Origin of the sequence: Citrobacter sp. Cpo089 (assembly GCF_030332695.1) — a bacterium.
Classification (GTDB): domain Bacteria; phylum Pseudomonadota; class Gammaproteobacteria; order Enterobacterales; family Enterobacteriaceae; genus Citrobacter; species Citrobacter portucalensis.
Map to the genome: position 1 here is coordinate 72,860 of NZ_JAOWHJ010000054.1, position 26,132 is coordinate 98,991.

The 26,132-nt window shown below is 53.7% G+C and carries 24 protein-coding genes and 1 other annotated feature; of the genes, 18 read left to right on the forward strand and 6 right to left on the reverse strand.

Features of this window, described 5'->3' with window-relative positions; all coding sequences use genetic code 11:
- Positions 1 to 61 precede the first annotated feature (61 nt).
- From deoA to deoD, 3 genes are all read left to right on the forward strand, one after another.
- Entirely contained in the window at positions 62 to 1,384 is a 1,323-nt protein-coding gene (gene deoA / locus OGX92_RS10355; RefSeq protein ID WP_016151609.1) for a thymidine phosphorylase, read from the forward strand.
- A 51-nt stretch (positions 1,385 to 1,435) separates the two neighbouring features.
- A complete protein-coding gene (gene deoB, locus OGX92_RS10360; RefSeq protein ID WP_003019037.1) occupies positions 1,436 to 2,659 on the forward strand; it encodes a phosphopentomutase in 1,224 nt (407 codons plus the stop codon).
- A gap of 204 nt (positions 2,660 to 2,863) precedes the next feature.
- The gene (deoD, locus tag OGX92_RS10365) at positions 2,864 to 3,583 is read left to right on the forward strand and encodes a purine-nucleoside phosphorylase (RefSeq protein ID WP_000224864.1); all 720 of its coding nucleotides are present in this window, start codon (positions 2,864 to 2,866) and stop codon (positions 3,581 to 3,583) included.
- 87 nt (positions 3,584 to 3,670) lie between these two features.
- Here the strand turns inward: deoD and lplA are convergent, their stop codons facing one another.
- Both lplA and OGX92_RS10375 read right to left on the reverse strand, forming a co-directional pair.
- Positions 3,671 to 4,687, reverse strand: a complete 1,017-nt coding sequence (gene lplA, locus OGX92_RS10370) for a lipoate--protein ligase (RefSeq protein ID WP_286586515.1) — start codon at positions 4,685 to 4,687, stop codon at positions 3,671 to 3,673.
- 37 nt (positions 4,688 to 4,724) lie between these two features.
- Positions 4,725 to 5,366 carry a YtjB family periplasmic protein gene (locus tag OGX92_RS10375; protein ID WP_003829948.1) on the reverse strand — a complete coding sequence of 214 codons (642 nt, stop codon included), beginning with the start codon at positions 5,364 to 5,366 and terminating at the stop codon, positions 4,725 to 4,727.
- A gap of 115 nt (positions 5,367 to 5,481) precedes the next feature.
- Between OGX92_RS10375 and serB the strand changes: the two genes are divergently transcribed.
- The 3 genes from serB (at position 5,482) to nadR (ending at position 9,234) form a co-directional block, all read left to right on the forward strand.
- Positions 5,482 to 6,450, forward strand: a complete 969-nt coding sequence (serB, locus tag OGX92_RS10380) for a phosphoserine phosphatase (RefSeq protein ID WP_286586516.1) — start codon at positions 5,482 to 5,484, stop codon at positions 6,448 to 6,450.
- Between the two features lie 83 nt (positions 6,451 to 6,533).
- Positions 6,534 to 7,916, forward strand: a complete 1,383-nt coding sequence (gene radA / locus OGX92_RS10385; RefSeq protein WP_003829944.1) for a DNA repair protein RadA — start codon at positions 6,534 to 6,536, stop codon at positions 7,914 to 7,916.
- An 88-nt stretch (positions 7,917 to 8,004) separates the two neighbouring features.
- Positions 8,005 to 9,234 carry a multifunctional transcriptional regulator/nicotinamide-nucleotide adenylyltransferase/ribosylnicotinamide kinase NadR gene (nadR, locus tag OGX92_RS10390; RefSeq protein ID WP_482889789.1) on the forward strand — a complete coding sequence of 410 codons (1,230 nt, stop codon included), beginning with the start codon at positions 8,005 to 8,007 and terminating at the stop codon, positions 9,232 to 9,234.
- A 162-nt stretch (positions 9,235 to 9,396) separates the two neighbouring features.
- Here nadR and ettA read toward each other — a convergent pair whose 3' ends face one another.
- Complete coding sequence (ettA, locus tag OGX92_RS10395) at positions 9,397 to 11,064, reverse strand: energy-dependent translational throttle protein EttA (RefSeq protein ID WP_003829940.1); 1,668 nt, start codon at positions 11,062 to 11,064, stop codon at positions 9,397 to 9,399.
- Positions 11,065 to 11,275: 211 nt separating this feature from the next.
- Here ettA and sltY point away from each other — a divergent pair, with 211 nt between their 5' ends.
- The gene (gene sltY / locus OGX92_RS10400) at positions 11,276 to 13,213 is read left to right on the forward strand and encodes a murein transglycosylase (RefSeq protein WP_286586518.1); all 1,938 of its coding nucleotides are present in this window, start codon (positions 11,276 to 11,278) and stop codon (positions 13,211 to 13,213) included.
- Between the two features lie 89 nt (positions 13,214 to 13,302).
- Complete coding sequence (gene trpR, locus OGX92_RS10405; protein ID WP_032934222.1) at positions 13,303 to 13,629, forward strand: trp operon repressor; 327 nt, start codon at positions 13,303 to 13,305, stop codon at positions 13,627 to 13,629.
- An 89-nt stretch (positions 13,630 to 13,718) separates the two neighbouring features.
- On the opposite strand, the gene yjjX is transcribed toward trpR, so the two are convergent.
- On the reverse strand, positions 13,719 to 14,243 hold the full coding sequence (yjjX, locus tag OGX92_RS10410) for an inosine/xanthosine triphosphatase (RefSeq protein WP_003829935.1): 525 nt from the start codon (positions 14,241 to 14,243) through the stop codon (positions 13,719 to 13,721).
- A 174-nt stretch (positions 14,244 to 14,417) separates the two neighbouring features.
- Here yjjX and gpmB point away from each other — a divergent pair, with 174 nt between their 5' ends.
- Entirely contained in the window at positions 14,418 to 15,065 is a 648-nt protein-coding gene (gene gpmB, locus OGX92_RS10415) for a 2,3-diphosphoglycerate-dependent phosphoglycerate mutase GpmB (RefSeq protein ID WP_003019006.1), read from the forward strand.
- On the opposite strand, the gene robA is transcribed toward gpmB, so the two are convergent.
- A complete protein-coding gene (gene robA / locus OGX92_RS10420) occupies positions 15,062 to 15,931 on the reverse strand; it encodes an MDR efflux pump AcrAB transcriptional activator RobA (protein WP_003829933.1) in 870 nt (289 codons plus the stop codon). The genes gpmB and robA overlap by 4 nt on opposite strands.
- 211 nt (positions 15,932 to 16,142) lie before the next feature.
- Here robA and creA point away from each other — a divergent pair, with 211 nt between their 5' ends.
- From creA to creD, 4 genes are read left to right on the forward strand one after another with little or no spacing between them, the layout of a single operon-like run.
- A complete protein-coding gene (gene creA / locus OGX92_RS10425; protein ID WP_286586519.1) occupies positions 16,143 to 16,616 on the forward strand; it encodes a protein CreA in 474 nt (157 codons plus the stop codon).
- 12 nt (positions 16,617 to 16,628) lie between these two features.
- The gene (gene creB, locus OGX92_RS10430) at positions 16,629 to 17,318 is read left to right on the forward strand and encodes a two-component system response regulator CreB (RefSeq protein WP_003829928.1); all 690 of its coding nucleotides are present in this window, start codon (positions 16,629 to 16,631) and stop codon (positions 17,316 to 17,318) included.
- A complete protein-coding gene (gene creC / locus OGX92_RS10435; RefSeq protein WP_003829926.1) occupies positions 17,318 to 18,742 on the forward strand; it encodes a two-component system sensor histidine kinase CreC in 1,425 nt (474 codons plus the stop codon). Before creB ends, creC begins: the two co-directional genes overlap by 1 nt.
- Before the next feature lie 57 nt (positions 18,743 to 18,799).
- Positions 18,800 to 20,161: a cell envelope integrity protein CreD gene (gene creD / locus OGX92_RS10440; RefSeq protein ID WP_267394620.1), complete on the forward strand. Its 1,362-nt coding sequence runs from the start codon at positions 18,800 to 18,802 to the stop codon at positions 20,159 to 20,161.
- 60 nt (positions 20,162 to 20,221) lie between these two features.
- Here creD and arcA read toward each other — a convergent pair whose 3' ends face one another.
- Positions 20,222 to 20,938 carry a two-component system response regulator ArcA gene (gene arcA / locus OGX92_RS10445; protein ID WP_001194359.1) on the reverse strand — a complete coding sequence of 239 codons (717 nt, stop codon included), beginning with the start codon at positions 20,936 to 20,938 and terminating at the stop codon, positions 20,222 to 20,224.
- Positions 20,939 to 21,033: 95 nt separating this feature from the next.
- Here arcA and yjjY point away from each other — a divergent pair, with 95 nt between their 5' ends.
- The 5 genes from yjjY to thrB all read left to right on the forward strand — a co-directional run bounded on the left by yjjY (position 21,034) and on the right by thrB (position 26,129).
- Complete coding sequence (gene yjjY, locus OGX92_RS10450) at positions 21,034 to 21,174, forward strand: YjjY family protein (protein WP_042998021.1); 141 nt, start codon at positions 21,034 to 21,036, stop codon at positions 21,172 to 21,174.
- 399 nt (positions 21,175 to 21,573) lie between these two features.
- The gene (locus OGX92_RS10455) at positions 21,574 to 22,260 is read left to right on the forward strand and encodes a tRNA/rRNA methyltransferase (protein WP_003829762.1); all 687 of its coding nucleotides are present in this window, start codon (positions 21,574 to 21,576) and stop codon (positions 22,258 to 22,260) included.
- 325 nt (positions 22,261 to 22,585) lie between these two features.
- Positions 22,586 to 22,712: a sequence feature (Thr leader region), on the forward strand.
- Entirely contained in the window at positions 22,591 to 22,656 is a 66-nt protein-coding gene (thrL, locus tag OGX92_RS10460) for a thr operon leader peptide (RefSeq protein WP_032337689.1), read from the forward strand. (Overlaps the previous feature by 66 nt.)
- Positions 22,713 to 22,735: 23 nt before the next feature.
- The gene (gene thrA, locus OGX92_RS10465) at positions 22,736 to 25,198 is read left to right on the forward strand and encodes a bifunctional aspartate kinase/homoserine dehydrogenase I (RefSeq protein WP_286586520.1); all 2,463 of its coding nucleotides are present in this window, start codon (positions 22,736 to 22,738) and stop codon (positions 25,196 to 25,198) included.
- A 1-nt stretch (position 25,199) separates the two neighbouring features.
- Positions 25,200 to 26,129: a homoserine kinase gene (thrB, locus tag OGX92_RS10470; protein WP_008786144.1), complete on the forward strand. Its 930-nt coding sequence runs from the start codon at positions 25,200 to 25,202 to the stop codon at positions 26,127 to 26,129.
- Positions 26,130 to 26,132 lie beyond the last annotated feature (3 nt).

The window sequence follows — 26,132 nt, forward strand, 5'->3', positions numbered from 1 at the left end:
GGGTGGCGCGTTGCTTACCCGGCCTACAACGGCCTTCTACTCTTTTCCCCTGGGGGTTACCGTGTTTCTCGCACAAGAAATTATTCGTAAAAAACGTGATGGTCATGCGCTGAGCGATGAAGAAATTCGTTTCTTTATCAATGGTATTCGCGACAACACCATCTCTGAAGGGCAAATCGCCGCCCTGGCGATGACCATTTTCTTCCACGATATGACAATGCCTGAGCGAGTTTCGCTGACCATGGCAATGCGTGATTCAGGAACCGTGCTGGACTGGAAAAGCCTGCAGCTGAACGGCCCGATTGTGGATAAACACTCTACCGGCGGTGTAGGTGACGTAACGTCACTGATGTTAGGCCCGATGGTCGCAGCGTGCGGCGGCTATATTCCGATGATCTCCGGGCGTGGCCTGGGGCATACCGGCGGTACACTCGATAAACTGGAAGCGATTCCTGGATTTGACATCTTCCCGGACGACGCGCGCTTCCGTGAAATTATTAAAGACGTGGGTGTGGCGATTATTGGGCAAACCAGCTCGCTCGCACCGGCGGATAAACGTTTTTATGCCACCCGCGATATTACCGCGACGGTGGATTCCATCCCGCTGATTACCGGTTCCATTCTGGCGAAAAAACTGGCGGAAGGGCTGGATGCGCTAGTGATGGATGTGAAAGTGGGCAGCGGCGCCTTTATGCCGACCTACGAGCTTTCTGAAGCCCTTGCTGAGGCGATTGTCGGCGTGGCAAACGGTGCGGGTGTCCGTACCACCGCGCTGTTAACCGATATGAACCAGGTGCTGGCCTCCAGCGCAGGTAACGCGGTCGAAGTCCGCGAAGCGGTGCAGTTCCTGACCGGTGAATACCGTAATCCACGTCTGTTAGACGTCACCATGGCGCTGTGCGTGGAAATGCTGATCTCCGGCAATCTGGCGAAAGATGACGCCGAAGCCCGTGCGAAATTGCAGGCGGTGCTGGACAACGGTAAAGCGGCAGAGATTTTTGGTCGCATGGTTGCGGCGCAAAAAGGCCCGACCGATTTCGTCGAAAATTATGCGAAGTACCTGCCGACGGCAATGCTCAGCAAAGCGGTATATGCTGATACCGAAGGCTTTGTCAGCGCGATGGATACCCGCGCGCTGGGGATGGCGGTCGTTTCCATGGGTGGCGGTCGTCGTCAGGCTTCGGACACCATTGATTACAGCGTTGGCTTTAGCGATATGGCGCGTCTGGGCGACAGCGTAGACGGACAACGCCCGCTGGCGGTGATCCACGCGAAAGACGAAGCCAGCTGGCAGGAAGCGGCGAAAGCGGTCAAAGCGGCAATTAGCCTTGACGATAAAGCGCCAGAAATTACACCGACAGTCTATCGTCGTATTACCGAATAACTGTATACTGATCTGATCGCTTTTTTGCGGCGCAGATGTATGGAGAACAAGATGAAACGTGCATTTATTATGGTGCTGGACTCCTTTGGTATTGGTGCGACTGAAGATGCGGATCGCTTTGGCGACGTAGGTTCAGACACTATGGGACACATTGCAGAAGCCTGTGCGAAAGGTGAAGCTGACAATGGTCGCAAAGGTCCACTGAATCTGCCTAACCTGACCCGTCTGGGCCTGGTGAAAGCTCACGAAGGTTCTACCGGTAAAATTGCTGCTGGTATGGACGGTAACGCGGAAGTGATTGGTGCCTACGCATGGGCGCATGAACTTTCTTCCGGGAAAGACACGCCGTCTGGCCACTGGGAAATCGCGGGTGTCCCGGTTCTGTTTGATTGGGGTTATTTCTCCGATCATGAAAACAGCTTCCCGCAGGAACTGCTGGATAAACTGGTAAAACGTGCCAACCTGCCAGGCTACCTCGGCAACTGCCACTCTTCCGGTACCGTGATCCTGGATCAACTGGGTGAAGAGCATATGAAAACCGGCAAGCCGATTTTCTATACCTCCGCTGACTCCGTGTTCCAGATTGCCTGCCACGAAGAGACGTTTGGCCTGGATAAACTTTACGAGCTGTGCGAAATCGCACGTGAAGAGCTGACCGAAGGTGGTTACAACATCGGTCGTGTTATCGCACGTCCGTTTATCGGTGATAAAGCCGGTAACTTCCAGCGTACCGGTAACCGTCACGACCTGGCCGTTGAGCCGCCAGCACCGACCGTGCTGCAGAAACTGGTCGACGAAAAAGACGGTCACGTGGTTTCCGTCGGCAAAATCGCGGATATCTACGCTAACTGCGGCATCACCAAAAAAGTGAAAGCCACCGGTCTGGATGCGCTGTTCGACGCCACCATCAAAGAGATGAAAGAAGCAGGTGATAAGACCATCGTCTTCACCAACTTCGTTGATTTCGACTCTTCCTGGGGACATCGTCGCGATATCGCCGGTTATGCAGCGGGCCTGGAACTGTTCGACCGCCGTCTGCCTGAGCTGATGGAGCTGGTGGGTGAAGATGACATTCTGATCCTGACCGCTGACCACGGCTGCGACCCAAGCTGGACCGGCACTGACCACACCCGTGAACACATCCCGGTACTGGTTTACGGCCCGAAAGTGAAACCTGGTTCGTTAGGTCACCGTGAAACCTTCGCTGATATCGGTCAGACGCTGGCGAGCTACTTTGGTACGTCACCGATGGACTACGGTAAAAACATGCTGTAATACCCGTTGTCTTTCGCGCTGTAGATGCGTTGACTTCATTCGCTCCCCCCGGTCACATAGTGAATCTATGCTCCCGGGGATTCACGAATTCGTCGCCTTCCTACAACGCGAAATCCTTAAGGTATTTCACTGTTTTGCATACGTTTTGTAGGCCTGATAGGGCGTAGCCGCCATCAGGCAATAACAACGAAATAAGGACAAAAAATGGCAACTCCACATATTAATGCAGAAATGGGTGATTTCGCTGACGTCGTATTGATGCCGGGCGACCCGCTGCGTGCAAAGCATATTGCTGAAACTTTCCTCGAAGATGTTCGTGAAGTGAACAACGTTCGCGGCATGTTAGGTTTTACCGGTACTTACAAAGGCCGTAAGATCTCCGTTATGGGTCACGGTATGGGTATCCCGTCCTGCTCCATCTACACCAAAGAGCTGATCACCGATTTCGGCGTGAAGAAAATCATTCGCGTAGGCTCCTGCGGCGCTGTGCGTATGGACGTTAAACTGCGTGACGTGGTTATCGGTATGGGCGCTTGCACCGACTCCAAAGTTAACCGTATCCGCTTTAAAGATCATGACTTTGCGGCTATCGCTGACTTTGACATGGTGCGTAACGCGGTTGATGCGGCAAAAGCGCTGGGCGTTGACGCGCGCGTAGGCAACCTGTTCTCCGCTGACCTGTTCTACTCTCCGGACGGCGAAATGTTCGACGTGATGGAAAAATACGGCGTACTGGGCGTGGAAATGGAAGCGGCGGGCATCTATGGCGTTGCTGCTGAGTTTGGTGCGAAAGCGCTGACTATCTGCACCGTGTCCGACCATATCCGTACCCACGAGCAGACCACTGCCGCTGAGCGTCAGACGACCTTCAACGACATGATCAAAATCGCGCTGGAATCCGTTCTGCTGGGCGATAAAGAGTAAGACAGTGTTATGCCCGGTGGCGCTGCGCTTACCGGGCCTCGCGATCGTAGGCCGGATAAGGCGTAGCCGCCATCCGGCTTTTTTTTATTAACGTACGGCGAGTGCAATCCATGCCGACAGTTCCCGCAGTTCTTTTTCCTGCTCCGGGAAATCAACCAGCAGCGCCTCGCACTCCTGTTGCAGCATATCAGCACGGTACAAGCATCCTTGCAGACGACCCGCCAGCGCTTCTAACGGCGCGGGATTGAGGCTGTCGGTAAAGACCTGTGCACGGGTGATATGACCTTTTTCGACGTCGAAATGTAGCTCGACGCCGCCCCAGGTGAAACGCTCGTCAAGCAGGTGCGAGAATGCAGGTGCCTGACCAAAATTCCACTCCCAACTGCTCTGGCGGGCAAAGGTGTCGGCAAAGTTCGGCAGATCCGGCGTTTTATCCGGCGAGATAATTTCCGCTTCGACACGTTCGCCGTAGTGGGTAAAAAAGGCTTCCGTGATGGCCTGACAGACCTGTTGATGGGTAATGCCCGGCAACAGCTCCGTTAAATTCGCCACCCGTGAGCGGACAGAGGTAATCCCCTTTGCTGCGAGTTTCTTTTTGTCGGGATTGAGATAGTTTGCCAGGCGGCTGAGATCGGCATTTAGAAGCAGCGTGCCGTGGTGGAATCCGCGATCTTTCGTTTCCCGGTAAGCAGAGCCTGAAACTTTGCGATCGCCGTCTGGCGTTTTCACAACCAGATCGTTACGCCCGGAGGCGTCCGCCGTCACACCCAGAGAATTCAATGCGTTGAGGACAATCGTGGTGGAAATGGTTTTGTCGTACTCCGGTTTACCGGCCATAAAGGTAAAGCAGGTATTGCCTAAGTCATGGAACACCGCGCCGCCGCCGCTGCTACGGCGGGCGAGCCGCACGTTGTCTTCCTCCATACGGCGGGTATTACACTCTTTCCACGGGTTTTGCGCCCGGCCAATCACCACCGTATCGGCGTTACGCCACAAGAACAGGACGCGCTGCGTGGCGGGCATCTGGCGAAAAATGCACTCTTCGACCGCGAGATTAAACCACGGATCGTAAGAGTCTGAGATAAGCAGGCGTAGTGTAGTCATGGTTGATTTCCCTTCTGTTTTACAGTTTTTACTGCTTTTACTCTTTTTTCTCGTTGTCTTCTTCCTGCACCGGTTTGTTGGCGGTCAGCAGGAAAGGGGATTGCTGCCAGCGGGTACGCTTGCCTTGCAATAATGTACGGGTGAGCACGACGCCAATCGCCAGCGCCAGCAGCAGCATCAGGCGTAAGATATTGGTGGTGTTATCTACCTGCTTCGCCTCGGTGGCGAGGGTGTGGGTATCCAGCGTCAGGCGCAAATAGCCCAGCGGACCATTTTTCCCCTGAATGGGTTCGACAATCTGCTGGTTAAAATAACCTCCGGCTTTTTTGCCGTCGAGCGCCAGTCGGTCACGAACGTTGACGCTCTCGCCGGTACGCGTAATCAGGTCTCCCTGTTCATCGTACACGCCAGCGTCCAGAATACGGCTACTTTCCGTCAGCTGTGTGAGTACCGCTTTGATGCGTTTTTCATCCGGCGTTTCGGTACGCATTAGCGGAGCAACATTTAGCGCCACCTGGCGGGCCAGCGTACGGGCCAGCTCTTCGAGCTGCGGATTACGCTGCTGCTGGTGACTTTGACTAAACCAGGATGCGCCCTGCATCAGGGCGACGAGCAGCGCAAGACAGAACAATACAATCACTGCACGATGAAGTCGGAATTTCAGTTTTGCGCGAGCCATATTCCACCTGCTGAAAATTTGAGACTTAATGTTGCCAGAAGCGCTGGTTACAGGGTAGCCTCATGCGTTATTTTCCCCTGATGATTCCGACCCGAACGATTTTACAGGAGCTTTAATGCCTAACATAACCTGGTGCGATCTACCTGAAGATGTTTCTCTGTGGCCAGGTCTGCCTCTCTCTTTAAGTGGCGATGAAGTCATGCCGCTGGACTACCACGCGGGCCGCAGTGGCTGGCTGCTGTACGGTCGTGGTCTGGATAAACAACGTTTAACGCAATACCAGAGCAAACTGGGTGCAGCGATGGTGATTGTTGCTGCCTGGTGCGTTGAGGATTATCAGGTGATTCGCCTGGCTGGTTCGTTAACGCCGCGCGCGGCAAAACTGGCGCATGATGCCAAACTGGATGTTGCCCCGTTAGGCAAAATTCCGCATCTGCGCACGCCGGGTTTGCTGGTGATGGACATGGACTCAACGGCAATCCAGATCGAATGCATTGATGAAATTGCTAAACTGGCTGGAACCGGTGAGATGGTTGCGGAAGTCACGGAACGCGCGATGCGTGGCGAACTGGACTTTACCGCCAGCCTGCGTAGCCGCGTGGCGACGCTGAAGGGCGCTGATGCCAATATTCTGCACCAGGTGCGCGAAACGCTACCGCTGATGCCCGGCCTGACTCAACTGGTGTTAAAACTGGAAACGCTCGGCTGGAAAGTGGCTATTGCCTCTGGCGGTTTTACCTTCTTTGCCGATTACCTGCGTAATAAACTGCGTCTGACGGCGGTGGTAGCAAACGAGCTGGAGATCATGGACGGTAAATTTACCGGCAACGTGATCGGCGATATCGTCGATGCCCAGTACAAAGCCAATACCCTGACCCGCCTGGCGCAAGAATATGAGATCCCGATGGCGCAGACGGTGGCGATCGGCGACGGTGCCAACGACCTGCCGATGATCAAAACGGCCGGGCTGGGTATTGCGTATCATGCTAAACCGAAAGTGAATGAAAAGACGGAGATTACTATCCGCCACGCTGACCTGATGGGCGTGTTCTGCATTCTCTCCGGCAGCATGAATCAGAAATGATTAAATTGCCCGGTGGCAAGCTGTCCGTAGGCCGGATAAGCACCCACGCCATCCGGCAAAAGCGTTAACGAAAGAGGTAAAACGTGGCAAAAGCTCCTAAACGCGCCTTTGTTTGTAATGAATGCGGGGCCGATTACCCGCGCTGGCAGGGGCAATGCAGCGCCTGTCAGGCCTGGAATACCATTACCGAGGTGCGCCTTGCCGCATCGCCAACGGTGGCGCGTAACGAGCGGCTCAGTGGCTATGCCGGGAATGCGGGCGTGGCAAAAGTGCAGAAGCTGTCTGACATCAGCCTTGAAGAACTGCCGCGTTTTTCCACTGGATTTAAAGAGTTTGACCGCGTGCTGGGTGGCGGGGTGGTACCCGGCAGCGCTATCCTGATTGGCGGTAATCCCGGCGCGGGGAAATCAACGCTGCTGCTACAAACGCTGTGTAAACTCGCTGAGCAGATGAAAACCCTGTACGTTACTGGCGAAGAGTCGCTACAACAGGTGGCGATGCGCGCGCACCGGCTTGGCTTGCCGACGGCGAATCTGAACATGCTGTCGGAAACCAGTATTGAACAAATTTGCCTGATTGCCGAAGAAGAACAGCCGAAACTGATGGTGATCGACTCCATTCAGGTAATGCACATGGCGGATATTCAGTCTTCGCCGGGCAGCGTGGCGCAGGTGCGCGAAACGGCGGCTTACCTGACGCGCTTTGCCAAAACGCGCGGCGTGGCGATTGTCATGGTCGGCCACGTCACCAAAGATGGCTCGCTGGCCGGGCCGAAGGTGCTGGAGCACTGTATTGACTGTTCGGTACTGCTCGACGGTGACGCCGATTCCCGTTTCCGTACTCTGCGTAGCCATAAAAACCGCTTTGGTGCGGTGAATGAGCTGGGCGTCTTTGCCATGACCGAACAGGGCCTGCGTGAAGTCAGCAACCCTTCCGCTATCTTCTTAAGCCGTGGCGATGAGGTCACCTCCGGCAGTTCGGTGATGGTGGTCTGGGAAGGCACGCGCCCGCTGCTGGTAGAGATTCAGGCGCTGGTCGATCATTCGATGATGGCGAACCCGCGTCGCGTGGCGGTCGGTCTGGAACAGAACCGTCTGGCGATTCTGCTGGCGGTGCTGCATCGTCACGGTGGCTTGCAGATGGCGGATCAGGACGTGTTCGTTAACGTAGTCGGCGGCGTAAAAGTCACCGAAACCAGCGCCGACCTGGCGTTGCTGCTGGCAATGGTTTCCAGTCTGCGCGACAGGCCGCTGCCGCAGGATTTAGTGGTCTTTGGCGAAGTGGGGCTGGCGGGCGAAATCCGTCCGGTACCCAGCGGCCAGGAGCGTATTTCGGAAGCGGCGAAGCACGGCTTTCGCCGGGCGATTGTCCCTGCCGCTAACGTACCGAAAAAAGTACCGGAAGGGATGCAGGTCTTTGGCGTTAAGAAGCTTGCGGATGCGTTAAGCGTGTTTGACGACCTATAATCAAATACCCGTACGTACTGATTTTGTAGGCCTGATAAGCGAAGCGCCATCAGGCAGTGTTACGCGATTTTTCCAGCAGGAGGCTCTTGTGTCATTTGAATATCTGAAAACCGCCATAAAGCAAAAGGGCTGTACCCTGCAACAGGTGGCGGATGCCAGTGGCATGACCAAGGGATACCTAAGCCAACTGCTGAATGCCAAAATCAAAAGCCCCAGCGCGCAGAAGCTGGAGGCGTTGCACCGTTTTCTCGGGCTGGAGTTTCCGCGCCAGCAGAAAAATATCGGTGTGGTATTCGGCAAGTTTTATCCGCTGCACACCGGGCATATCTATCTTATCCAGCGCGCCTGTAGCCAGGTCGATGAACTGCATATCATCATGGGCTATGACGACACGCGCGATCGGAGCCTGTTTGAAGACAGTGCCATGTCGCAACAGCCTACGGTGCCCGATCGTTTACGCTGGCTGCTGCAAACCTTTAAGTATCAGAAAAATATCCGTATTCATGCCTTCAACGAAGAAGGCATGGAGCCGTATCCGCACGGCTGGGACGTGTGGAGCAACGGGATCAAAACGTTTATGCAGAAGAAAGGGATCCAGCCAAACTGGATCTACACCTCTGAAGAATCAGATGCCCCACAGTATCTGGAACATCTGGGGATTGAAACCGTGCTGGTGGATCCCAAGCGAACGTTTATGAGCATCAGCGGTGGGCAAATCCGTGAAAACCCGTTTCGCTACTGGGAGTATATTCCGACCGAAGTGAAGCCGTTTTTCGTGCGCACCGTGGCGATCCTCGGTGGGGAGTCGAGCGGCAAATCGACGCTGGTGAACAAGCTCGCCAACATCTTTAATACCACCAGTGCGTGGGAATATGGGCGTGATTACGTTTTCTCCCATTTGGGCGGTGATGAGATGGCGTTGCAGTATTCTGACTACGATAAAATCGCCCTGGGACAAGCGCAATACATTGATTTTGCTGTTAAGTACGCCAATAAAGTGGCGTTCATCGACACCGATTTCGTGACCACTCAGGCCTTCTGCAAAAAGTATGAAGGGCGCGAACATCCGTTTGTGCAGGCCCTGATTGACGAGTATCGCTTCGATCTGGTGATCCTGCTGGAGAATAATACCCCGTGGGTAGCGGATGGCTTGCGTAGTCTCGGTAGCTCGGTTGACAGAAAAGCGTTTCAGACGCTGCTGGTCGAGATGCTGCAGGAAAACAATATCAATTTTGTGCACGTTCAGGAGCCTGACTACGACGGCCGCTTCCTGCGCTGCGTGGAGCTGGTGAAAGAGTTGATGGGTGAGCAGAGGTAGGTTTTAGAGGTAGGTTTTAATGCCGGATGCGCTGCGCTTATCCGGCCTACAAGTCGCACTAACCTCATAGACAGGATGGCGCGGTGCATATCCGGCCTACAAGTCGCACTAACCTCGTAGGCCGGATAAGGCGTAACGCCGCCATCCGGCGCTTAACGCTAATTACTTAGAAATACGCTTGTACTTAATACGCTTCGGCTCCAGCGCATCCGCGCCCAGCGTGCGTTTCTTGTACTCTTCGTATTCGGTAAAGTTACCTTCGAAGAACTCAACCTTACCTTCGTCCTGGTAATCCAGAATGTGGGTCGCGATACGGTCAAGGAACCAACGGTCGTGCGAGATAACCATCGCGCAACCCGGGAATTCCAGCAGGGCGTTTTCCAGCGCGCGCAGGGTTTCGATATCCAGGTCGTTGGTTGGTTCATCGAGCAGCAGCATGTTGCCGCCAACCTGCAGCAGCTTCGCCAGGTGCAGACGACCACGCTCACCGCCGGACAGCTCGCCTACGCGTTTGCCCTGATCCACACCTTTGAAGTTGAAGCGGCCCACGTAGGCACGGCTTGGCATCTCGGTGTTGCCGATACGCATGATATCCAGCCCGCCGGACACTTCTTCCCACACGGTTTTGCTGTTGTCCATGGCGTCACGGAACTGGTCAACGGAGGCCAGTTTGACGGTTTCACCCAGCGTGATGGTGCCGCTGTCAGGCTGTTCCTGACCTGACATCATACGGAACAGGGTAGATTTACCCGCGCCGTTCGGACCGATGATGCCGACAATTGCACCTTTCGGTACGGAGAAACTCAGATCGTCGATCAGAACGCGATCGCCGTAGGATTTACGCAGATTGGTGACTTCAACAACTTTATCGCCCAGACGTGCTCCAGGTGGAATAAACAGTTCGTTGGTTTCGTTACGTTTCTGGTATTCGGTGTTGTTTAGCTCTTCAAAGCGTGCCAGACGGGCTTTACCCTTAGACTGACGGCCTTTAGCGCCCTGACGTACCCACTCCAGCTCTTTCTCAATAGATTTACGGCGAGCCGCTTCCTGAGAGGCTTCCTGGGCCAGACGCTGATCTTTCTGCTCCAGCCAGGAAGAGTAGTTACCTTCCCACGGAATACCTTCACCACGGTCCAGCTCCAGGATCCAGCCCGCAACGTTGTCGAGGAAGTAACGGTCGTGGGTAATCGCCACTACGGTGCCTTCGAAGTCGTGCAGGAAGCGTTCCAGCCACGCGACGGATTCCGCATCCAGGTGGTTGGTCGGTTCGTCGAGCAGCAGCATGTCTGGTTTTTCCAGCAGCAGGCGGCACAGCGCAACGCGGCGGCGTTCACCACCGGAGAGATTCTCAATTTTAGCGTCCCAGTCCGGCAGACGCAGGGCGTCAGCGGCACGCTCAAGCTGCACGTTCAGGTTATGGCCGTCGTGCGCCTGGATAATTTCTTCAAACTTGCCCTGTTGTGCGGCCAGTTTATCGAAGTCGGCGTCCGGCTCGGCGTACTTGGCGTACACTTCATCCAGACCTTTCAGCGCACTAACCACTTCGGCAACCGCTTCTTCAACGGATTCACGAACGGTATGCTCTGGGTTTAGTTTTGGTTCCTGCGGCAGGTAACCGATTTTAATGCCTGGCTGTGGGCGAGCTTCACCTTCGATATCGGTATCAATACCGGCCATGATACGCAGCAGGGTAGATTTACCCGCACCGTTCAGACCGAGAACACCGATTTTGGCGCCAGGGAAGAAGCTCAGTGAGATGTTTTTAAGAATATGACGTTTCGGCGGAACGACCTTGCCGACACGATGCATGGTATAAACGAATTGGGCCACGTTGGACTCGCCTCTATGTTTATCGTGATGATGAATAGTTATCAAAGGCGAAGTGTAGCCTTTTTCATTGCCCAATCCCAGCCAGCAGATCCCACTCGCAACAAAAGTAAAAAAGTGTCCGTGACGTGGCGCATTCTGCAATGTCTGGTTAGCATGAATTAATTAAGCGGCATGATGCTGCACAGACGTAACATGAGAAGAGGAAGAGCTTGTGGACAAAGCCAATCAATTTACCTGGCGCCTGCTGGCAGCCAGCGTATGTCTGCTGACGGTCAGTCAGGTGGCGCGAGCCGACTCTCTGGATGAGCAGCGCAATCGTTATGCGCAAATCAAGCAAGCCTGGGACAACCGACAGATGGATGTCGTAGAGCAGATGATACCCGGCCTGAAGAACTATCCTCTGTACCCGTATCTGGAATATCGTCAGATCACTGACGATCTGATGAATCAGCCCACCATTACCGTTACCAATTTTGTGCGTGCCAATCCGACACTGCCCCCTGCGCGTACGCTGCAATCGCGTTTCGTGAATGAACTGGCGCGCCGCGAAGACTGGCGTGGACTGCTGGCGTTCAGCCCGGAAAAACCGGGTACCACGGAAGCGCAATGTAACTATTACTTCGCGAAATGGAGTACCGGGCAAACCGAAGAAGCCTGGCAGGGCGCGAAAGAGCTGTGGTTGACCGGGAAAAGTCAGCCGAACGCCTGTGACAAATTATTTGGCGTATGGCGCGCCTCAGGCACTCAGGATCCGCTGGCGTATCTGGAGCGTATTCGTCTGGCGATGAAAGCCGGGAATACCGGTCTGGTGACGGCGCTAGCCGGACAGATGCCCGCGCAATACCAAACCATTGCCTCTGCGATCATCTCGCTGGCCAACGATCCGAATTCGGTGATGACTTTTGCACGTACCACCGGCGCCACGGATTTCACCCGACAGATGGCGGCGGTCGCCTTTGCCAGCGTGGCGCGTCAGGATGTGGAAAACGCCCGCCTGATGATCCCGTCCCTGGTGCAGGCGCAACAGCTTAATGATGAGCAAACCCAGGAGCTGCGCGATATTGTTGCCTGGCGTCTGATGGGCAATGATGTCACCGACGAGCAGGCCAAATGGCGTGATGATGCGATTATGCGCTCCAATTCCACCTCGCTTGTGGAGCGCCGGGTGCGCATGGCGCTGGGAACCGGCGATCGTCGTGGCCTGAATACCTGGCTGGCACGTCTGCCAATGGAAGCAAAAGAAAAAGACGAGTGGCGCTACTGGCAGGCGGATCTGCTGCTGGAGCGCGGACGTGATGCGGAAGCCAAAGAGATCCTGCACCAGCTCATGCAGCAACGCGGTTTCTATCCGATGGTGGCGGCACAGCGCCTGGGCGAAGAGTACGAGCTGAAAGTGGATAAAGCGCCAGCGAACGTTGATTCTGCGCTGACTCAGGGGCCAGAAATGGCACGCGTACGCGAGCTAATGTACTGGAACATGGATAATACCGCGCGCAGTGAATGGGCAAATTTGGTCACCAGCCGTACCAAGTCCGAGCAGGCTCAGTTGGCGCGTTACGCGTTCAACAATCACTGGTGGGATCTTAGCGTTCAGGCGACGATCGCCGGTAAGCTGTGGGATCATCTGGAAGAGCGTTTCCCGTTGGCCTATAAAGATCTGTTTACCCGTTACACCAGCGGCAAGGATATTCAGCCGAGCTATGCGATGGCGATAGCGCGTCAGGAAAGCGCCTGGAACCCGAAAGTGAAATCACCGGTCGGCGCCAGCGGGCTGATGCAGATTATGCCGGGCACGGCGACGCATACGGTGAAAATGTTCTCGATTCCAGGTTACAGCAGTCCGAGCCAGCTACTGGATCCTGATACCAACATCAACATTGGTACCAGCTATTTGCAGTACGTATATCAGCAATTCGGCAATAACCGCATCTTTGCGTCGGCAGCCTATAACGCCGGTCCGGGGCGCGTTCGCACCTGGCTTGGCAATAGCGCTGGACGCATTGATGCTGTGGCGTTTGTCGAAAGTATTCCATTCTCAGAGACGCGTGGTTACGTGAAGAATGTGCTGGCTTATGATGCGTACTATCGCTATTTCCTCGGCGATAAACCGGAGTTGATGAGCGAGGCAGAATGGCAACGTCGTTACTGATCGTGTCGATTGTGTTATGCTATCGTACTCGTTAAAGAGTACAAAAGGGGGAAGCAAGCACGCTTCCCCCGCAACGATGGCGATATCTTATGACTCAGCAATCACCCTATTCAGCAGAGATGGCAGAACAACGTCACCAGGAGTGGTTACGTTTTGTCGATCTGCTTAAACACGCCTACGAACAAGATTTACACCTGCCACTGCTCAATTTGATGTTAACGCCGGATGAGCGTGAAGCGTTGGGCACGCGTGTGCGTATCATTGAAGAGCTGCTGCGCGGCGAGATGAGCCAGCGTGAGCTTAAAAACGAGCTCGGGGCGGGAATTGCCACTATTACGCGGGGGTCGAACAGCCTCAAATCCGCACCGGTGGATTTGCGTCAGTGGCTGGAACAGGTGTTGCTAAAAAGTGTCTGATTCTCTCGTAGGCCGGATAAGGCGAAGCCGCCATCCGGCAATGGTGCGCGCTGCTTGCCTGATGGCGCTACGCTTATCAGGCCTACAAATTACAATGACTCATCGTATATCGCGTTATGAAACGGGCTGAGCGCCAGAATCACCGCCTGGTGATAGACGCTTGAGCGCGTCAGCTTGCCCGCGGTAAAAACGCCGATTGCGCCTTCTTTACGGCCAATTTCATCAATACCCGTATAGTCCGACATCACCGGGCCGAGTGCTTCACCTTTGCGGACTCTGTCGAGAATGACAGTCGGCAATGGCAGCGTGGCTGAACGGGCTTCACCGCGCTGAATGCCGTTATCAATCACCACCCAACTGAAGGTGGCGTCATCGTCAATTCCTGCTTCAATGGCGACCCAGAAATCAGCCTGCGGGTGCAGGCGGCGAGCGTTAACAACGCGATTTCGTGCGCCAGTGCGCGTTTCCTGGTTTCCGAAAGGTTGTTCCGGCACGCCACTCTCGACGGCGACGGGTTCAATATGGCAGGATCCTTCCCCGAAAATCTCTTCAAATGCCCGCAGAATTGCCTGAATTTTGGCAGGATTGGTGGTCGCAGAGATAACCTTGTGCATAATTAAGCTCAGTTTGAAAATTCATCGCAGAGTCTACTCTAAATAATTTGAGTAACAGAAAGGCGGTAAGCAAGGGAATCCTCAGGAACATAGATAACTATGTGACTGGGGTGAGCGAGCGAAACCAACGCATCTGTTACTCAAAGTATGACGAGTATATAACGGAAAAAAAGCATGTTACAGGTATACCTTGTTCGCCATGGCGAAACGCAGTGGAACGCCGAGCGACGTATTCAAGGCCAGTCAGACAGCCCACTAACCGCTAAAGGTGAACAACAAGCCATGCAGGTGGGTGAACGCGCCCGCTCGTTTGGTATTACGCATGTCATCAGTAGCGATCTTGGTCGTACACGACGCACCGCAGAAATCATCGCCCAGGCCTGTGGCTGTGATATCACCTATGACTCCCGTCTGCGCGAGCTAAATATGGGAGTGCTGGAAAAACGTCACATCGATACGCTGACGCCAGAGGAAGAGGGCTGGCGTCGCCAGTTGGTGAATGGCACGGTGGATGGTCGTATCCCGGAAGGGGAATCGATGCAGGAATTGAGCGATCGCGTCAACGCGGCGCTGGCATCCTGTCTGGAATTGCCGCCGGGAAGTCGTCCGCTGCTGGTCAGTCACGGTATCGCGCTGGGTTGCCTGGTGAGTACAATTCTGGGATTACCGGCATGGGCTGAACGTCGCTTGCGTCTGCGCAACTGTTCTATTTCTCGAGTTGATTACCAGGAAAGCTTATGGCTGGCGCCGGGATGGGTCGTTGAAACGGCAGGGGATATCTCACATCTGGACGCCCCTGCGTTGGATGAACTGCAGCGCTAGCGGCGAATCGGAATCAGGAATTCGCAGCGCAGGTTGATCGGGCGATCTCCCGCTTTGGCATCTTCTGCCGGGTAGTATCGCTCGATATCCTGTCCTTTACGGCGCGTCAGGTTCAGCATTGGCATGCATGTGCCGTAAACCGTCAGGATAAACTCTTGCACACCGGTTCCCAGCCCTTCGTAGGTAAACATCACGTACTCGCCACCCTGTAACAGGATAGGCTGCGCCGACGGCACATAGCCATTGGCCTGTTCCGGCGTCAGTGCTGTGGTGTAAAACACTTCCTGTTCGTCATCTTTTTCAATGCTCGGACGCGTTTCGTTAAGCCCGTACAGCACTGGCGGGATCGCCGGAGCCTGAGCAAGGAAGTCGCGCCAGAACTGAATACGCATTTCATGACGGAAATCTGAAATCTGTTCCAGCGAGCAGGAATAGCTTTGCGTGGTGCCGAGCAGTTGCGTATCTTCCAGGGTGACAAACTCGTGCGCAGGCATTGTAAATTCACCCAGTCGCATTGGTGGGCGAATACCGAATGCGCTCCATTCCGGGGAGCGGCGATACAGCGCTGGTGTCTGCGAAAATTGTTTCTTGAATGCGCGAGTAAAAGTTTGTTGAGAGTCGAAGCGATATTGCAGCGCAATATCCAAAATTGGACGCGCAGTCAGGCGCAGCGCCACTGCGGATTTCGATAAACGACGGGCGCGGATATAGGCGCCAATAGCATGGCCCGTCACGTCCTTAAACATTCTCTGCAGGTGCCACTTGGAATAGCCCGCTTTTGCCGCCACATTGTCAAGCGACAAAGGCTGATCCAGATGACCTTCCAGCCAGATTAATAGGTCGCGAATAATGCCAGCCTGATCCATAAAATATCCTCATCCTTTCAACAACGAGTACCTGACGTCAGGTATGAGGATAATAGCATTTTTTGCTGTTTTAGCATTCAGTGTTTTTTTTGCTCATAAGTGCTTTTTTCGGACATACGAAAGCGTGATTATTGTAATCCTGTGATCTGTATACATTTTATCTTAAAATGTTTAATAATCACGCAGAACAACTTTTAAGAATGGTAACAATATGAAATATAAGAGCTTAGTCATTTCCTCAATTCTGCTGATGTTGGCGCAGGTCGCCCATGCGGAGCAGATTGGATCTGTCGATACAGTGTTCAAAATGTTTGGGCCGGATCATAAAATTGTGGTCGAAGCGTTTGACGATCCGGATGTTACCAATGTGACCTGTTATGTGAGTCGTGCGAAGACCGGCGGCATCAAAGGTGGACTGGGGCTGGCGGAAGATACTTCCGATGCCGCCATCTCTTGCCAGCAGGTTGGGCCGGTAGAACTGAGCGACAGAATCAAGAACGGTAAAGCTCAGGGCGAAGTGGTATTTAAGAAACGTACCTCGCTGGTGTTTAAATCTTTACAGGTCGTGCGTTTTTACGATGCGAAACGTAATGCGCTGGCCTATCTGGCCTATTCAGATAAAGTTGTCGATGGATCGCCCAAAAATGCCATCAGTGCGGTACCCATCATGTCGTGGCGGCAATAACAAGGAAGCACAATGCAACAGCCGTTGATCTGGTTGGTTGAGGATGAGCAGGGAATCGCTGATACGCTTATCTACATGCTGCAACAGGAAGGGTTTAGCGTAGAGGCGTTTGAGCGCGGATTTCCCGTGCTGGAGAAATCTCGCCAGCAATGCCCTGATGCCATCATTCTGGATGTCGGGCTACCGGATATCAGCGGTTTTGAACTGTGCCGACGTTTACTGGAACGCCACCCGGCGCTGCCGATCCTTTTTCTGACCGCGCGCAGCGATGAAGTGGATCGCCTGTTGGGGCTGGAAATTGGCGCAGATGACTATGTTGCCAAGCCTTTCTCGCCGCGCGAGGTGTGCGCTCGTGTGCGTACGCTGCTGCGGCGGGTGCAAAAATTCTCCACGCCTTCATCGATGACACGCTGTGGGGATTTTGAACTTAATGAGCTGGCCGCGCAGATTACCTGGTTCAGCATGCCGTTGAACCTGACGCGTTATGAATTCCTGCTGCTGAAAACATTGCTGATGTCGCCGGGACGTATTTACTCTCGCCAGCAACTGATGGATTTAGTCTGGGCAGACGCGCAGGATACCTTTGACAGAACGGTTGATACTCACATCAAAACGCTGCGCGCCAAGCTGCGGGCTATCAATCCGGAGCTTTCCCCCATCAATACACATCGCGGTATGGGATACAGCCTGAGGAATTGCTGATGCGCATTGGCATGCGTTTGCTGCTCGGCTATTTTCTGATTGTCGCGGTCGCCGCCTGGTTTGTTCTGTCTATCTTTGTGCAGGAAATTAAGCCAGGCGTCCGTCGGGCGACCGAAGGTACTTTAATTGATACCGCCACGCTGCTGGCTGCACTGGCGCGTGATGACGTGCTCTCTGACTCACCGGCTAACGGCAAGCTGGCGCAGGCATTTGCGCAGCTGCATAACCGCCCATTTAACGCCAACATCAGTGGCATTAACAAAGTGCGTAACGAATACCATGTCTACATGACCGACGCGCAGGGCAAGGTGTTGTTTGATTCCGCCAACCAGGCCGTCGGTCAGGACTATTCCCGCTGGAACGACGTGTGGTTAACGCTGCGTGGTGAGTATGGCGCCCGCAGTACGCCGCAAAACCCGAACGATCCGGAAAGCTCGGTGATGTACGTTGCCGCGCCGATCGTAGACGGTGGGCGTATTATCGGCGTGCTCAGTGTCGGCAAACCAAATGCGGCGATGGCACCGGTGATTAAACGCAGTGAACGGCGAATGCTGTGGGCCAGCGCCGTATTGCTGGGCATTGCCCTGGTGATTGGCTTCGGGATGGTATGGTGGATAAACCGATCTATTGCCCGGCTGGCGCGTTATGCCGACTCCGTTACCGAGAATCGCCCCGTCCCACTGCCTGATTTAGGCAGCAGCGAGTTACGCAAACTGGCGCAGGCGCTGGAAAGTATGCGTCTGAAGCTCGAAGGCAAGAACTACATTGAGCAGTATGTCTACGCGTTAACGCATGAGCTGAAAAGTCCGCTGGCGGCCATTCGTGGCGCGGCAGAGATATTGCGAGAAGGCCCGCCGCCAAACGTGGTAGCGCGTTTTACCGATAATATTCTGACGCAAAATGCGCGTATGCAGGCGCTGGTCGAAACTTTGCTGCGCCAGGCGCGACTGGAGAATCGACAGGACGTTACGTTGACGGCGGTGGAGGTAGATACGCTATTTGCTCAGCTCAAAGAGGCGCGTAGCGTGCAACTGGCGGCAAAAAACATCACGCTGACCATTTTGCCTTCATCGCTTAGCGTCGCTGCCGATCCTGCGTTACTGGAGCAGGCGTTGGGGAATTTACTCGACAATGCTATCGACTTCACGCCACAGGACGGGACGATTACGCTGAGCGCGCATCAGCAGGAGGAGCGGGTCACATTGCAGGTTACCGACAGCGGTAGCGGCATCCCTGATTTTGCATTGCCGCGTATTTTTGAGCGCTTCTACTCGCTGCCCCGCGAGAATGGACACAAGAGCAGCGGTTTGGGGCTGGCGTTTGTCAGTGAAGTTGCACGATTGCATGAAGGTACGGTGACATTATCTAACCGACCAGAGGGCGGCGCACAGGCCTCGTTTACGCTTCACCGTCACTTCACATAACTTCAAATTCTCCGCACATAGCTGTTCTACCTTGCTGATATTGCAAAGGAGAACGCTATGTTTAAATCACCCCTGTTTTGGAAAATCGTCACCTTAGGCGGCGCCATAATACTGCTGTTAATACCACTGACGATGGTCAGGCAGATAATCGTTGAGCGATCGGATTATCGTGATGAAGTCGAAGATGCTATCCGCCAGAGCACCAGCGGGCCGCAAAAGATGGTCGGGCCGTTGATAGCCATTCCGGTGACAGAGCTTTACACCTCGCTGGAGGATGGCAAAGAGATCCAGCGTAAGCGCAGCTATATCCATTTCTGGCTGCCGGATTCGTTGGTGGTTGAGGGGAATCAGAACGTTGAAGCGCGTAAAATCGGCATTTATGAGGGCCAGGTCTGGCACAATGAACTCTCGGTGAAGGCCGAGTTTAACGCTGAACGTTTGCGTGATTTAAACCATCCCAACGTCAGCGTCGGCAAACCGTTTATCGTGGTTGGCGTGGGGGATGCGCGCGGGATCGGTGTGGTGCAAGCGCCGCAGATCAATGGGGAATCACTGGCTGTTGAGCCAGGGACGGGGCTGGATGGAGGGGCTCAAGGGATCCACATTCCGCTACCTGACGCGAGCTGGGCGGAGCAAAACCTGAGCATGGCGCTGTCGTTGAATTTGAGCGGAACAGGAGATTTCTCCGTTGTTCCGGTTGGCCGTAACAGTGAAATGACTTTAACCAGCAACTGGCCGCATCCCAACTTTCTGGGGGATTTCCTCCCGGCGAAGCGCGAAATCAGCGAATCAGGATTTAAGGCCCAGTGGCAGAGCAGCTGGTTCGCGAATAACCTCGGCGAACGCTTTGATGGCGAAAAGATTGGCTGGAAGGGAATGCCTGCATTTAGCGTTGCCGTCGCCACGCCAGCGGATCAGTATCAGTTAACGGACAGGGCTACCAAGTATGCCATCCTGCTGATTGTACTGACCTTTATGTCTTTCTTCGTGCTTGAAAGTATGACCAGCCTGCGTCTGCACCCGATGCAGTATCTGCTGGTGGGGCTATCGCTGGTGATGTTTTATCTGCTGCTACTGGCATTGTCTGAGCACATTGGTTTTACGGCGGCGTGGATTACGGCAAGCCTGGTGGGGGCGTTGATGAACGGGGTGTATCTGCAGGCGATATTACAGAGTTGGCGGAACAGTATTTTGTTCACCGTGGCGCTACTGGGGCTGGATGGGGTGATGTGGGTGCTGCTACGTTCACAGGACAGCTCTTTACTGCTGGGAACCGGCGTGCTGTTGGTGGCGTTGTGTGGCGTGATGTTCCTGACGCGTCATCTTGACTGGCACTCGCTGGCACAGCCAAAACCAAAGCCGACAGAAATTCCGGAGCCTCAGCCTGCGCAGAGTGACGAGTTTCGCTTATGGAAATAGGGCTGTGGTGAAATGAAAAACGGCGCATAATGCGCCGTTTTTTTACCTGTAAGGATTGAATTAATCCTGCAGGTCTCCGCAGAAACGGTAGCCTTCACCGTGAATGGTGGCGATGATTTCTGGCGTATCCGGCGTAGATTCGAAATGTTTACGAATGCGGCGGATAGTCACGTCAACGGTACGGTCATGCGGCTTCAGTTCGCGACCGGTCATTTTTTTCAGCAGTTCTGCGCGAGACTGGATTTTGCCCGGATTCTCACAGAAGTGAAGCATTGCACGGAATTCGCTGCGTGGCAGTTTATACTGCTCGCCGTCAGGACCAATCAGAGAGCGGCTGTTGATGTCCAGCTCCCAGCCGTTGAACTTGTAGCTTTCGACGCTACGGCGTTCTTCGCTGACAGTACCCAGGTTCATGGTACGGGACAGCAGGTTACGAGCACGGATAGTCAGTTCGCGCGGGTTAAACGGCTTGGTGATGTAATCGTCTGCGCCGATTTCGAGGCCGAGAATTTTATCGACTTCGTTATCACGGCCCGTCAGGAACATCAGCGCAACGTTAGCTTGTTCGCGAAGTTCGCGCGCTAACAGTAGGCCATTTTTCCCAGGCAGATTGATATCCATAATCACAAGGTTGATGTCATATTCAGAGAGAATCTGATGCATTTCCGCGCCATCTGTCGCTTCGAATACATCATAGCCTTCTGCTTCGAAAATGCTTTTCAACGTGTTGCGTGTTACTAACTCGTCTTCAACGATAAGAATGTGCGGGGTCTGCATGTTTGCTACCTAAATTGCCAACTAAATCGAAACAGGAAGTACAAAAGTCCCTGACCTGCCTGATGCATGCCGTAAATTAACATGATCGGCGTAACATGACTAAAGTACGTAATTGCGTTCTTGATGCACTTTCCATCAACGTCAACAACATCATTAGCTTGGTCGTGGGTAGTTTCCCTCTGGACCCGACAGTGTCAAAAACGGCTGTCATCCTAACCATTTTAACAGCAACATAACAGGCTAAGACATGCCGGACACCCAATAAAACTATGCTTCGTTGACATATATCAAGTTCAATTGTAGCACGTTAACAGTTTGATGAAATCAACGTATCCAAATGTTTGCTTTCATCACAAAATTGCAATATTACAACTAGTTGCACGAGCTAATTAATAAATGTAATGAATCCAACCAATGCGATCCATTTTAAAATAAATTATCATGGATAAACAGAGGGATATACAACTTCTGTTAACATAAAAAGCAATAGTACAGTTTAGAAATAGTTTAGCATTTTTTACCGGATGCGAAATCCTTTTTCAGTGACTTCTGTTAAAAAAATGTAAATTTGCGCTGCGTAATATGTTGATGTGCGTCACATTATTACTTGCAGACTGACCAAAAAGAGTATCGAAATGCGTTTAACAATTATTCTGGTTGCCCCTGCCAGAGCGGAAAATATTGGCGCGGCTGCCCGTGCGATGAAGACCATGGGATTCACTCAATTACGTATCGTTGACAGCGAGGCGCATCTGGAACCCGCCACGCGATGGGTCGCGCATGGATCGGGCGACATTATTGATAATATTAACGTTTTTCCAACGTTAGCCGATGCGCTTCACGACGTTGATTTTACCGTTGCGACCACCGCGCGTAGCCGGGCGAAGTTCCATTATTACGCCACCCCGGTCGAACTGGTTCCCTTGTTACAGGAGAAATCCACGTGGATGGAACATGCTGCGCTGGTGTTTGGTCGTGAAGATTCGGGGCTGACCAATGAAGAATTAGCGCTGGCAGATGTACTCACTGGTGTACCGATGGTCGCTGACTATCCTTCACTCAATTTGGGGCAGGCGGTGATGGTGTATTGCTATCAATTAGCAGGTTTAATACAACAACCGGCCAAAAACGTTGAGGTGACGGATGAGCTTCAGTTGCAGGCATTGCGCGCGCGCGTTTTGCGTTTATTAGCCACGCTGAACGTTTCTGACGACATCAAGCTGACGGACTGGTTGCAACAGCGAATGGGTCTGTTGGGGCAGCGAGACACGGCAATGTTGCACCGTTTTTTACATGATATTGAAAAAAACATCACAAAATAAAATGTTGAATAATTTTTGTTTTGTAGTGTTTTGATCTTGGTTCAAGTGGGCTCGACATGCTGTATTGGTTGAAAGTAAAAGAGCAAGCAGTCGCTCATGAACAAGTTTCGGAATGTGATCAATTTAAAAATTTATTGACTTAGGTCAGCAGATACTTTAACCCTAAAAGAATACAAGACAGATTACCCGTCATACTTCGAGTTGCATGTGCGTTGGCTGCATTCGCTTACCTCAGTCACATAGTTTTCTATGCTCCTGAGGATTCGCTCACTTGCCGCCTTCCTGCAACGCGAATTATTTAGGGTAAATAATTACAGAGCACACAACATCATGAAACGCATCAGCATCACCATTACTACAACCATCACCATTACCACAGGTAACGGTGCGGGCTGACGCGTACAGGAAACACAAGAAAAAGCCCGCACCTAAACAGTGCGGGCTTTTTTTTCGACCAAAGGCAATGAGGTAAACCATGCGAGTGTTGAAGTTCGGCGGTACATCAGTGGCAAATGCAGAGCGCTTTCTGCGGGTTGCCGATATTCTGGAAAGCAATGCCAGACAGGGGCAGGTCGCGACCGTTCTCTCTGCCCCCGCAAAAATTACCAACCATCTGGTGGCAATGATTGAGAAGACCATCGGTGGTCAGGATGCTTTAGCCAATATCAGCGATGCCGAACGCATTTTCTCCGAGCTGCTGGTGGGTCTTGCCGCCGAGCAACCAGGTTTTCCGCTGGCGCAGCTCAAAGCCTTTGTTGAACAAGAATTTGCTCAGATTAAGCACGTCCTGCACGGCATCAGCCTGCTGGGACAGTGCCCGGACAGCATCAATGCCGCGCTTATCTGCCGTGGTGAAAAAATGTCGATTGCTATCATGGCCGGCCTGCTGGAAGCACGCGGGCATAACGTAACGGTCATCGACCCGGTGGAGAAATTGCTGGCTGTCGGCCATTACCTCGAATCTACCGTTGATATCGCCGAATCTACGCGCCGCATCGCCGCCAGCCGTATTCCTGCGGACCACATGATTCTGATGGCAGGGTTTACTGCCGGAAATGAAAAAGGTGAGTTAGTGGTGTTGGGGCGTAACGGCTCTGACTACTCTGCCGCCGTACTGGCCGCCTGTTTGCGTGCCGATTGTTGTGAAATCTGGACCGATGTCGACGGCGTATATACTTGCGATCCGCGTCAGGTACCCGACGCCCGACTGCTGAAGTCGATGTCTTATCAGGAAGCGATGGAGCTTTCTTACTTCGGCGCTAAAGTGCTGCACCCGCGCACCATTACCCCTATTGCCCAGTTCCAGATCCCGTGCCTGATTAAAAATACCGGCAATCTGCAAGCGCCCGGCACGCTGATCGGTGCCAGCAGTGATGACGATGATTTGCCGGTAAAAGGTATTTCTAACCTCAATAACATGGCGATGTTTAGCGTTTCCGGCCCTGGAATGAAAGGTATGGTGGGCATGGCGGCGCGCGTTTTTGCCGCAATGTCGCGTGCGGGCATCTCGGTAGTGCTGATCACCCAATCCTCTTCTGAATACAGCATCAGCTTCTGCGTCCCGCAGGGCGACTGCGCGCGTGCGCAACGCGCCATGCAGGATGAATTCTATCTCGAACTGAAAGAAGGCCTGCTGGAGCCGCTGGCGGTGACTGAGCGTCTGGCCATCATCTCGGTCGTTGGCGATGGTATGCGCACCCTGCGCGGCATCTCGGCGAAGTTCTTTGCCGCGCTGGCTCGGGCGAACATCAATATTGTAGCGATCGCCCAGGGCTCGTCTGAGCGTTCTATTTCGGTGGTGGTGAATAACGATGACGCGACCACCGGCGTACGCGTTACCCATCAGATGCTGTTCAACACCGACCAGGTGATTGAAGTGTTTGTGATTGGCGTAGGCGGCGTGGGCGGTGCGCTGCTGGAGCAGCTTAAACGTCAGCAAACCTGGCTCAAAAAGAAACATATCGATCTGCGTGTGTGCGGCGTGGCGAACTCGAAGGCGCTGCTGACCAACGTCCACGGTCTGAATCTGGAAAACTGGCAGTCGGAGCTGGAGAGCGCGAAAGAGCCTTTCAATCTTGGGCGCTTAATTCGTCTGGTGAAAGAATACCATCTGCTCAATCCGGTGATTGTCGACTGTACGTCAAGCCAGGCGGTAGCAGACCAGTATGCCGACTTCCTGCGCGAAGGCTTCCATGTGGTTACGCCGAACAAAAAGGCCAATACGTCGTCGATGGATTACTACCATCAGCTGCGTTTTGCCGCCGCGAAGTCACGTCGTAAATTCCTGTACGACACCAACGTGGGCGCGGGCCTGCCGGTTATTGAAAACCTGCAAAATCTGCTCAGCGCAGGTGATGAACTGCAACGTTTTTCAGGCATCCTTTCTGGCTCACTGTCGTTTATTTTCGGCAAGCTGGATGAAGGCATGAGCTTCTCGCAGGCCACCACCCTGGCGCGTGAGATGGGCTATACCGAACCCGATCCGCGTGACGATCTTTCCGGTACGGACGTGGCGCGTAAGCTGCTGATCCTGGCCCGTGAAACCGGTCGTGAGCTGGAGCTTTCTGACATTGTCATTGAGCCGGTCCTGCCAAAAGAGTTTGATGACTCCGGTGATGTTTCCGCGTTTATGGCGAAATTGTCGCAGCTGGATGACGTCTTTGCCGCGCGCGTGGCGAAAGCCCGTGATGAGGGAAAAGTATTGCGCTATGTTGGCAATATCGAAGAGGACGGCGTTTGTCGCGTGAAAATTGATGCAGTAGACGGCAACGATCCGCTGTTTAAAGTGAAAAACGGTGAAAACGCGCTGGCGTTCTATAGCCACTATTATCAGCCGTTACCGTTGGTTCTGCGCGGATATGGCGCGGGTAACGATGTGACGGCGGCGGGCGTCTTTGCCGACCTGCTACGCACCCTTTCATGGAAGTTAGGAGTCTGACATGGTGAGAGTTTATGCCCCGGCTTCCAGTGCCAATATGAGCGTCGGGTTTGATGTCCTCGGTGCGGCGGTAACTCCGGTGGATGGTTCGCTGTTGGGTGATGTGGTGTCCGTTGAGGCGGCTGACCAGTTTAGCCTGAACAACCTTGGGCGCTTTGCCAATAAGCTGCCGTCCGAGCCACGTGAAAATATTGTCTACCAGTGTTGGGAGCGATTCTGCCAGGAGCTGGGTAAAACCGTTCCGGTGGCGATGACGCTGGAAAAAAATATGCCGATTGGCTCCGGGTTAGGCTCCAGCGCCTGTTCCGTCGTGGCGGCGTTAGTCGCTATGAACGAACATTGCGGTAAGCCGCTCAACGATACGCGCCTGTTAGCGATAATGGGCGAACTTGAAGGACGTATCTCCGGCAGTATTCATTACGATAACGTCGCCCCGTGCTTTTTGGGCGGTATGCAGTTAATGATTGAAGAAAACGGCATTATTAGCCAGCAGGTGCCAGGCTTTGATGAGTGGCTGTGGGTACTGGCGTATCCAGGGATTAAAGTGTCGACGGCTGAAGCGCGGGCGATTCTCCCAGCGCAGTATCGCCGTCAGGACTGTATCGCTCACGGGCGGCATCTGGCGGGATTCATCCATGCCTGCTATTCCCGTCAGCCTCTTCTGGCCGCGAAGCTGATGAAAGATGTCATTGCTGAGCCGTATCGTACCCGCTTGCTGCCAGGCTTTAGCCAGGCGCGTCAGGCGGTAGCCGAAATTGGCGCACTGGCCAGCGGTATATCTGGGTCTGGGCCGACGTTGTTCGCCTTGTGCGATAAGCCGGATACGGCACAGCGCGTAGCAGATTGGCTGGGTAAAAATTACCTGCAAAATCAGGAAGGCTTTGTTCATATTTGCCGGCTGGACACGGCGGGCGCACGGGTACTGGGATAATCA

Excerpts from the sequence above, each read along its gene's own strand:
- deoB (WP_003019037.1), top strand. The coding sequence starts at position 1,436 with ATGAAACGTGCATTTATTATGGTGCTGGACTCCTTTGGTATTGGTGCG.
- thrB (WP_008786144.1), top strand. The coding sequence starts at position 25,200 with ATGGTGAGAGTTTATGCCCCGGCTTCCAGTGCCAATATGAGCGTCGGG.
- arcA (WP_001194359.1), bottom strand. The coding sequence starts at position 20,938 with ATGCAGACCCCGCACATTCTTATCGTTGAAGACGAGTTAGTAACACGC.
- deoD (WP_000224864.1), top strand. The coding sequence starts at position 2,864 with ATGGCAACTCCACATATTAATGCAGAAATGGGTGATTTCGCTGACGTC.
- trpR (WP_032934222.1), top strand. The coding sequence starts at position 13,303 with ATGACTCAGCAATCACCCTATTCAGCAGAGATGGCAGAACAACGTCAC.
- serB (WP_286586516.1), top strand. The coding sequence starts at position 5,482 with ATGCCTAACATAACCTGGTGCGATCTACCTGAAGATGTTTCTCTGTGG.
- lplA (WP_286586515.1), bottom strand. The coding sequence starts at position 4,687 with ATGACTACACTACGCCTGCTTATCTCAGACTCTTACGATCCGTGGTTT.
- thrA (WP_286586520.1), top strand. The coding sequence starts at position 22,736 with ATGCGAGTGTTGAAGTTCGGCGGTACATCAGTGGCAAATGCAGAGCGC.
- creB (WP_003829928.1), top strand. The coding sequence starts at position 16,629 with ATGCAACAGCCGTTGATCTGGTTGGTTGAGGATGAGCAGGGAATCGCT.
- gpmB (WP_003019006.1), top strand. The coding sequence starts at position 14,418 with ATGTTACAGGTATACCTTGTTCGCCATGGCGAAACGCAGTGGAACGCC.
- OGX92_RS10375 (WP_003829948.1), bottom strand. The coding sequence starts at position 5,366 with ATGGCTCGCGCAAAACTGAAATTCCGACTTCATCGTGCAGTGATTGTA.
- yjjY (WP_042998021.1), top strand. The coding sequence starts at position 21,034 with ATGACTAAAGTACGTAATTGCGTTCTTGATGCACTTTCCATCAACGTC.
- robA (WP_003829933.1), bottom strand. The coding sequence starts at position 15,931 with ATGGATCAGGCTGGCATTATTCGCGACCTATTAATCTGGCTGGAAGGT.
- creA (WP_286586519.1), top strand. The coding sequence starts at position 16,143 with ATGAAATATAAGAGCTTAGTCATTTCCTCAATTCTGCTGATGTTGGCG.
- creC (WP_003829926.1), top strand. The coding sequence starts at position 17,318 with ATGCGCATTGGCATGCGTTTGCTGCTCGGCTATTTTCTGATTGTCGCG.
- yjjX (WP_003829935.1), bottom strand. The coding sequence starts at position 14,243 with ATGCACAAGGTTATCTCTGCGACCACCAATCCTGCCAAAATTCAGGCA.
- OGX92_RS10455 (WP_003829762.1), top strand. The coding sequence starts at position 21,574 with ATGCGTTTAACAATTATTCTGGTTGCCCCTGCCAGAGCGGAAAATATT.
- creD (WP_267394620.1), top strand. The coding sequence starts at position 18,800 with ATGTTTAAATCACCCCTGTTTTGGAAAATCGTCACCTTAGGCGGCGCC.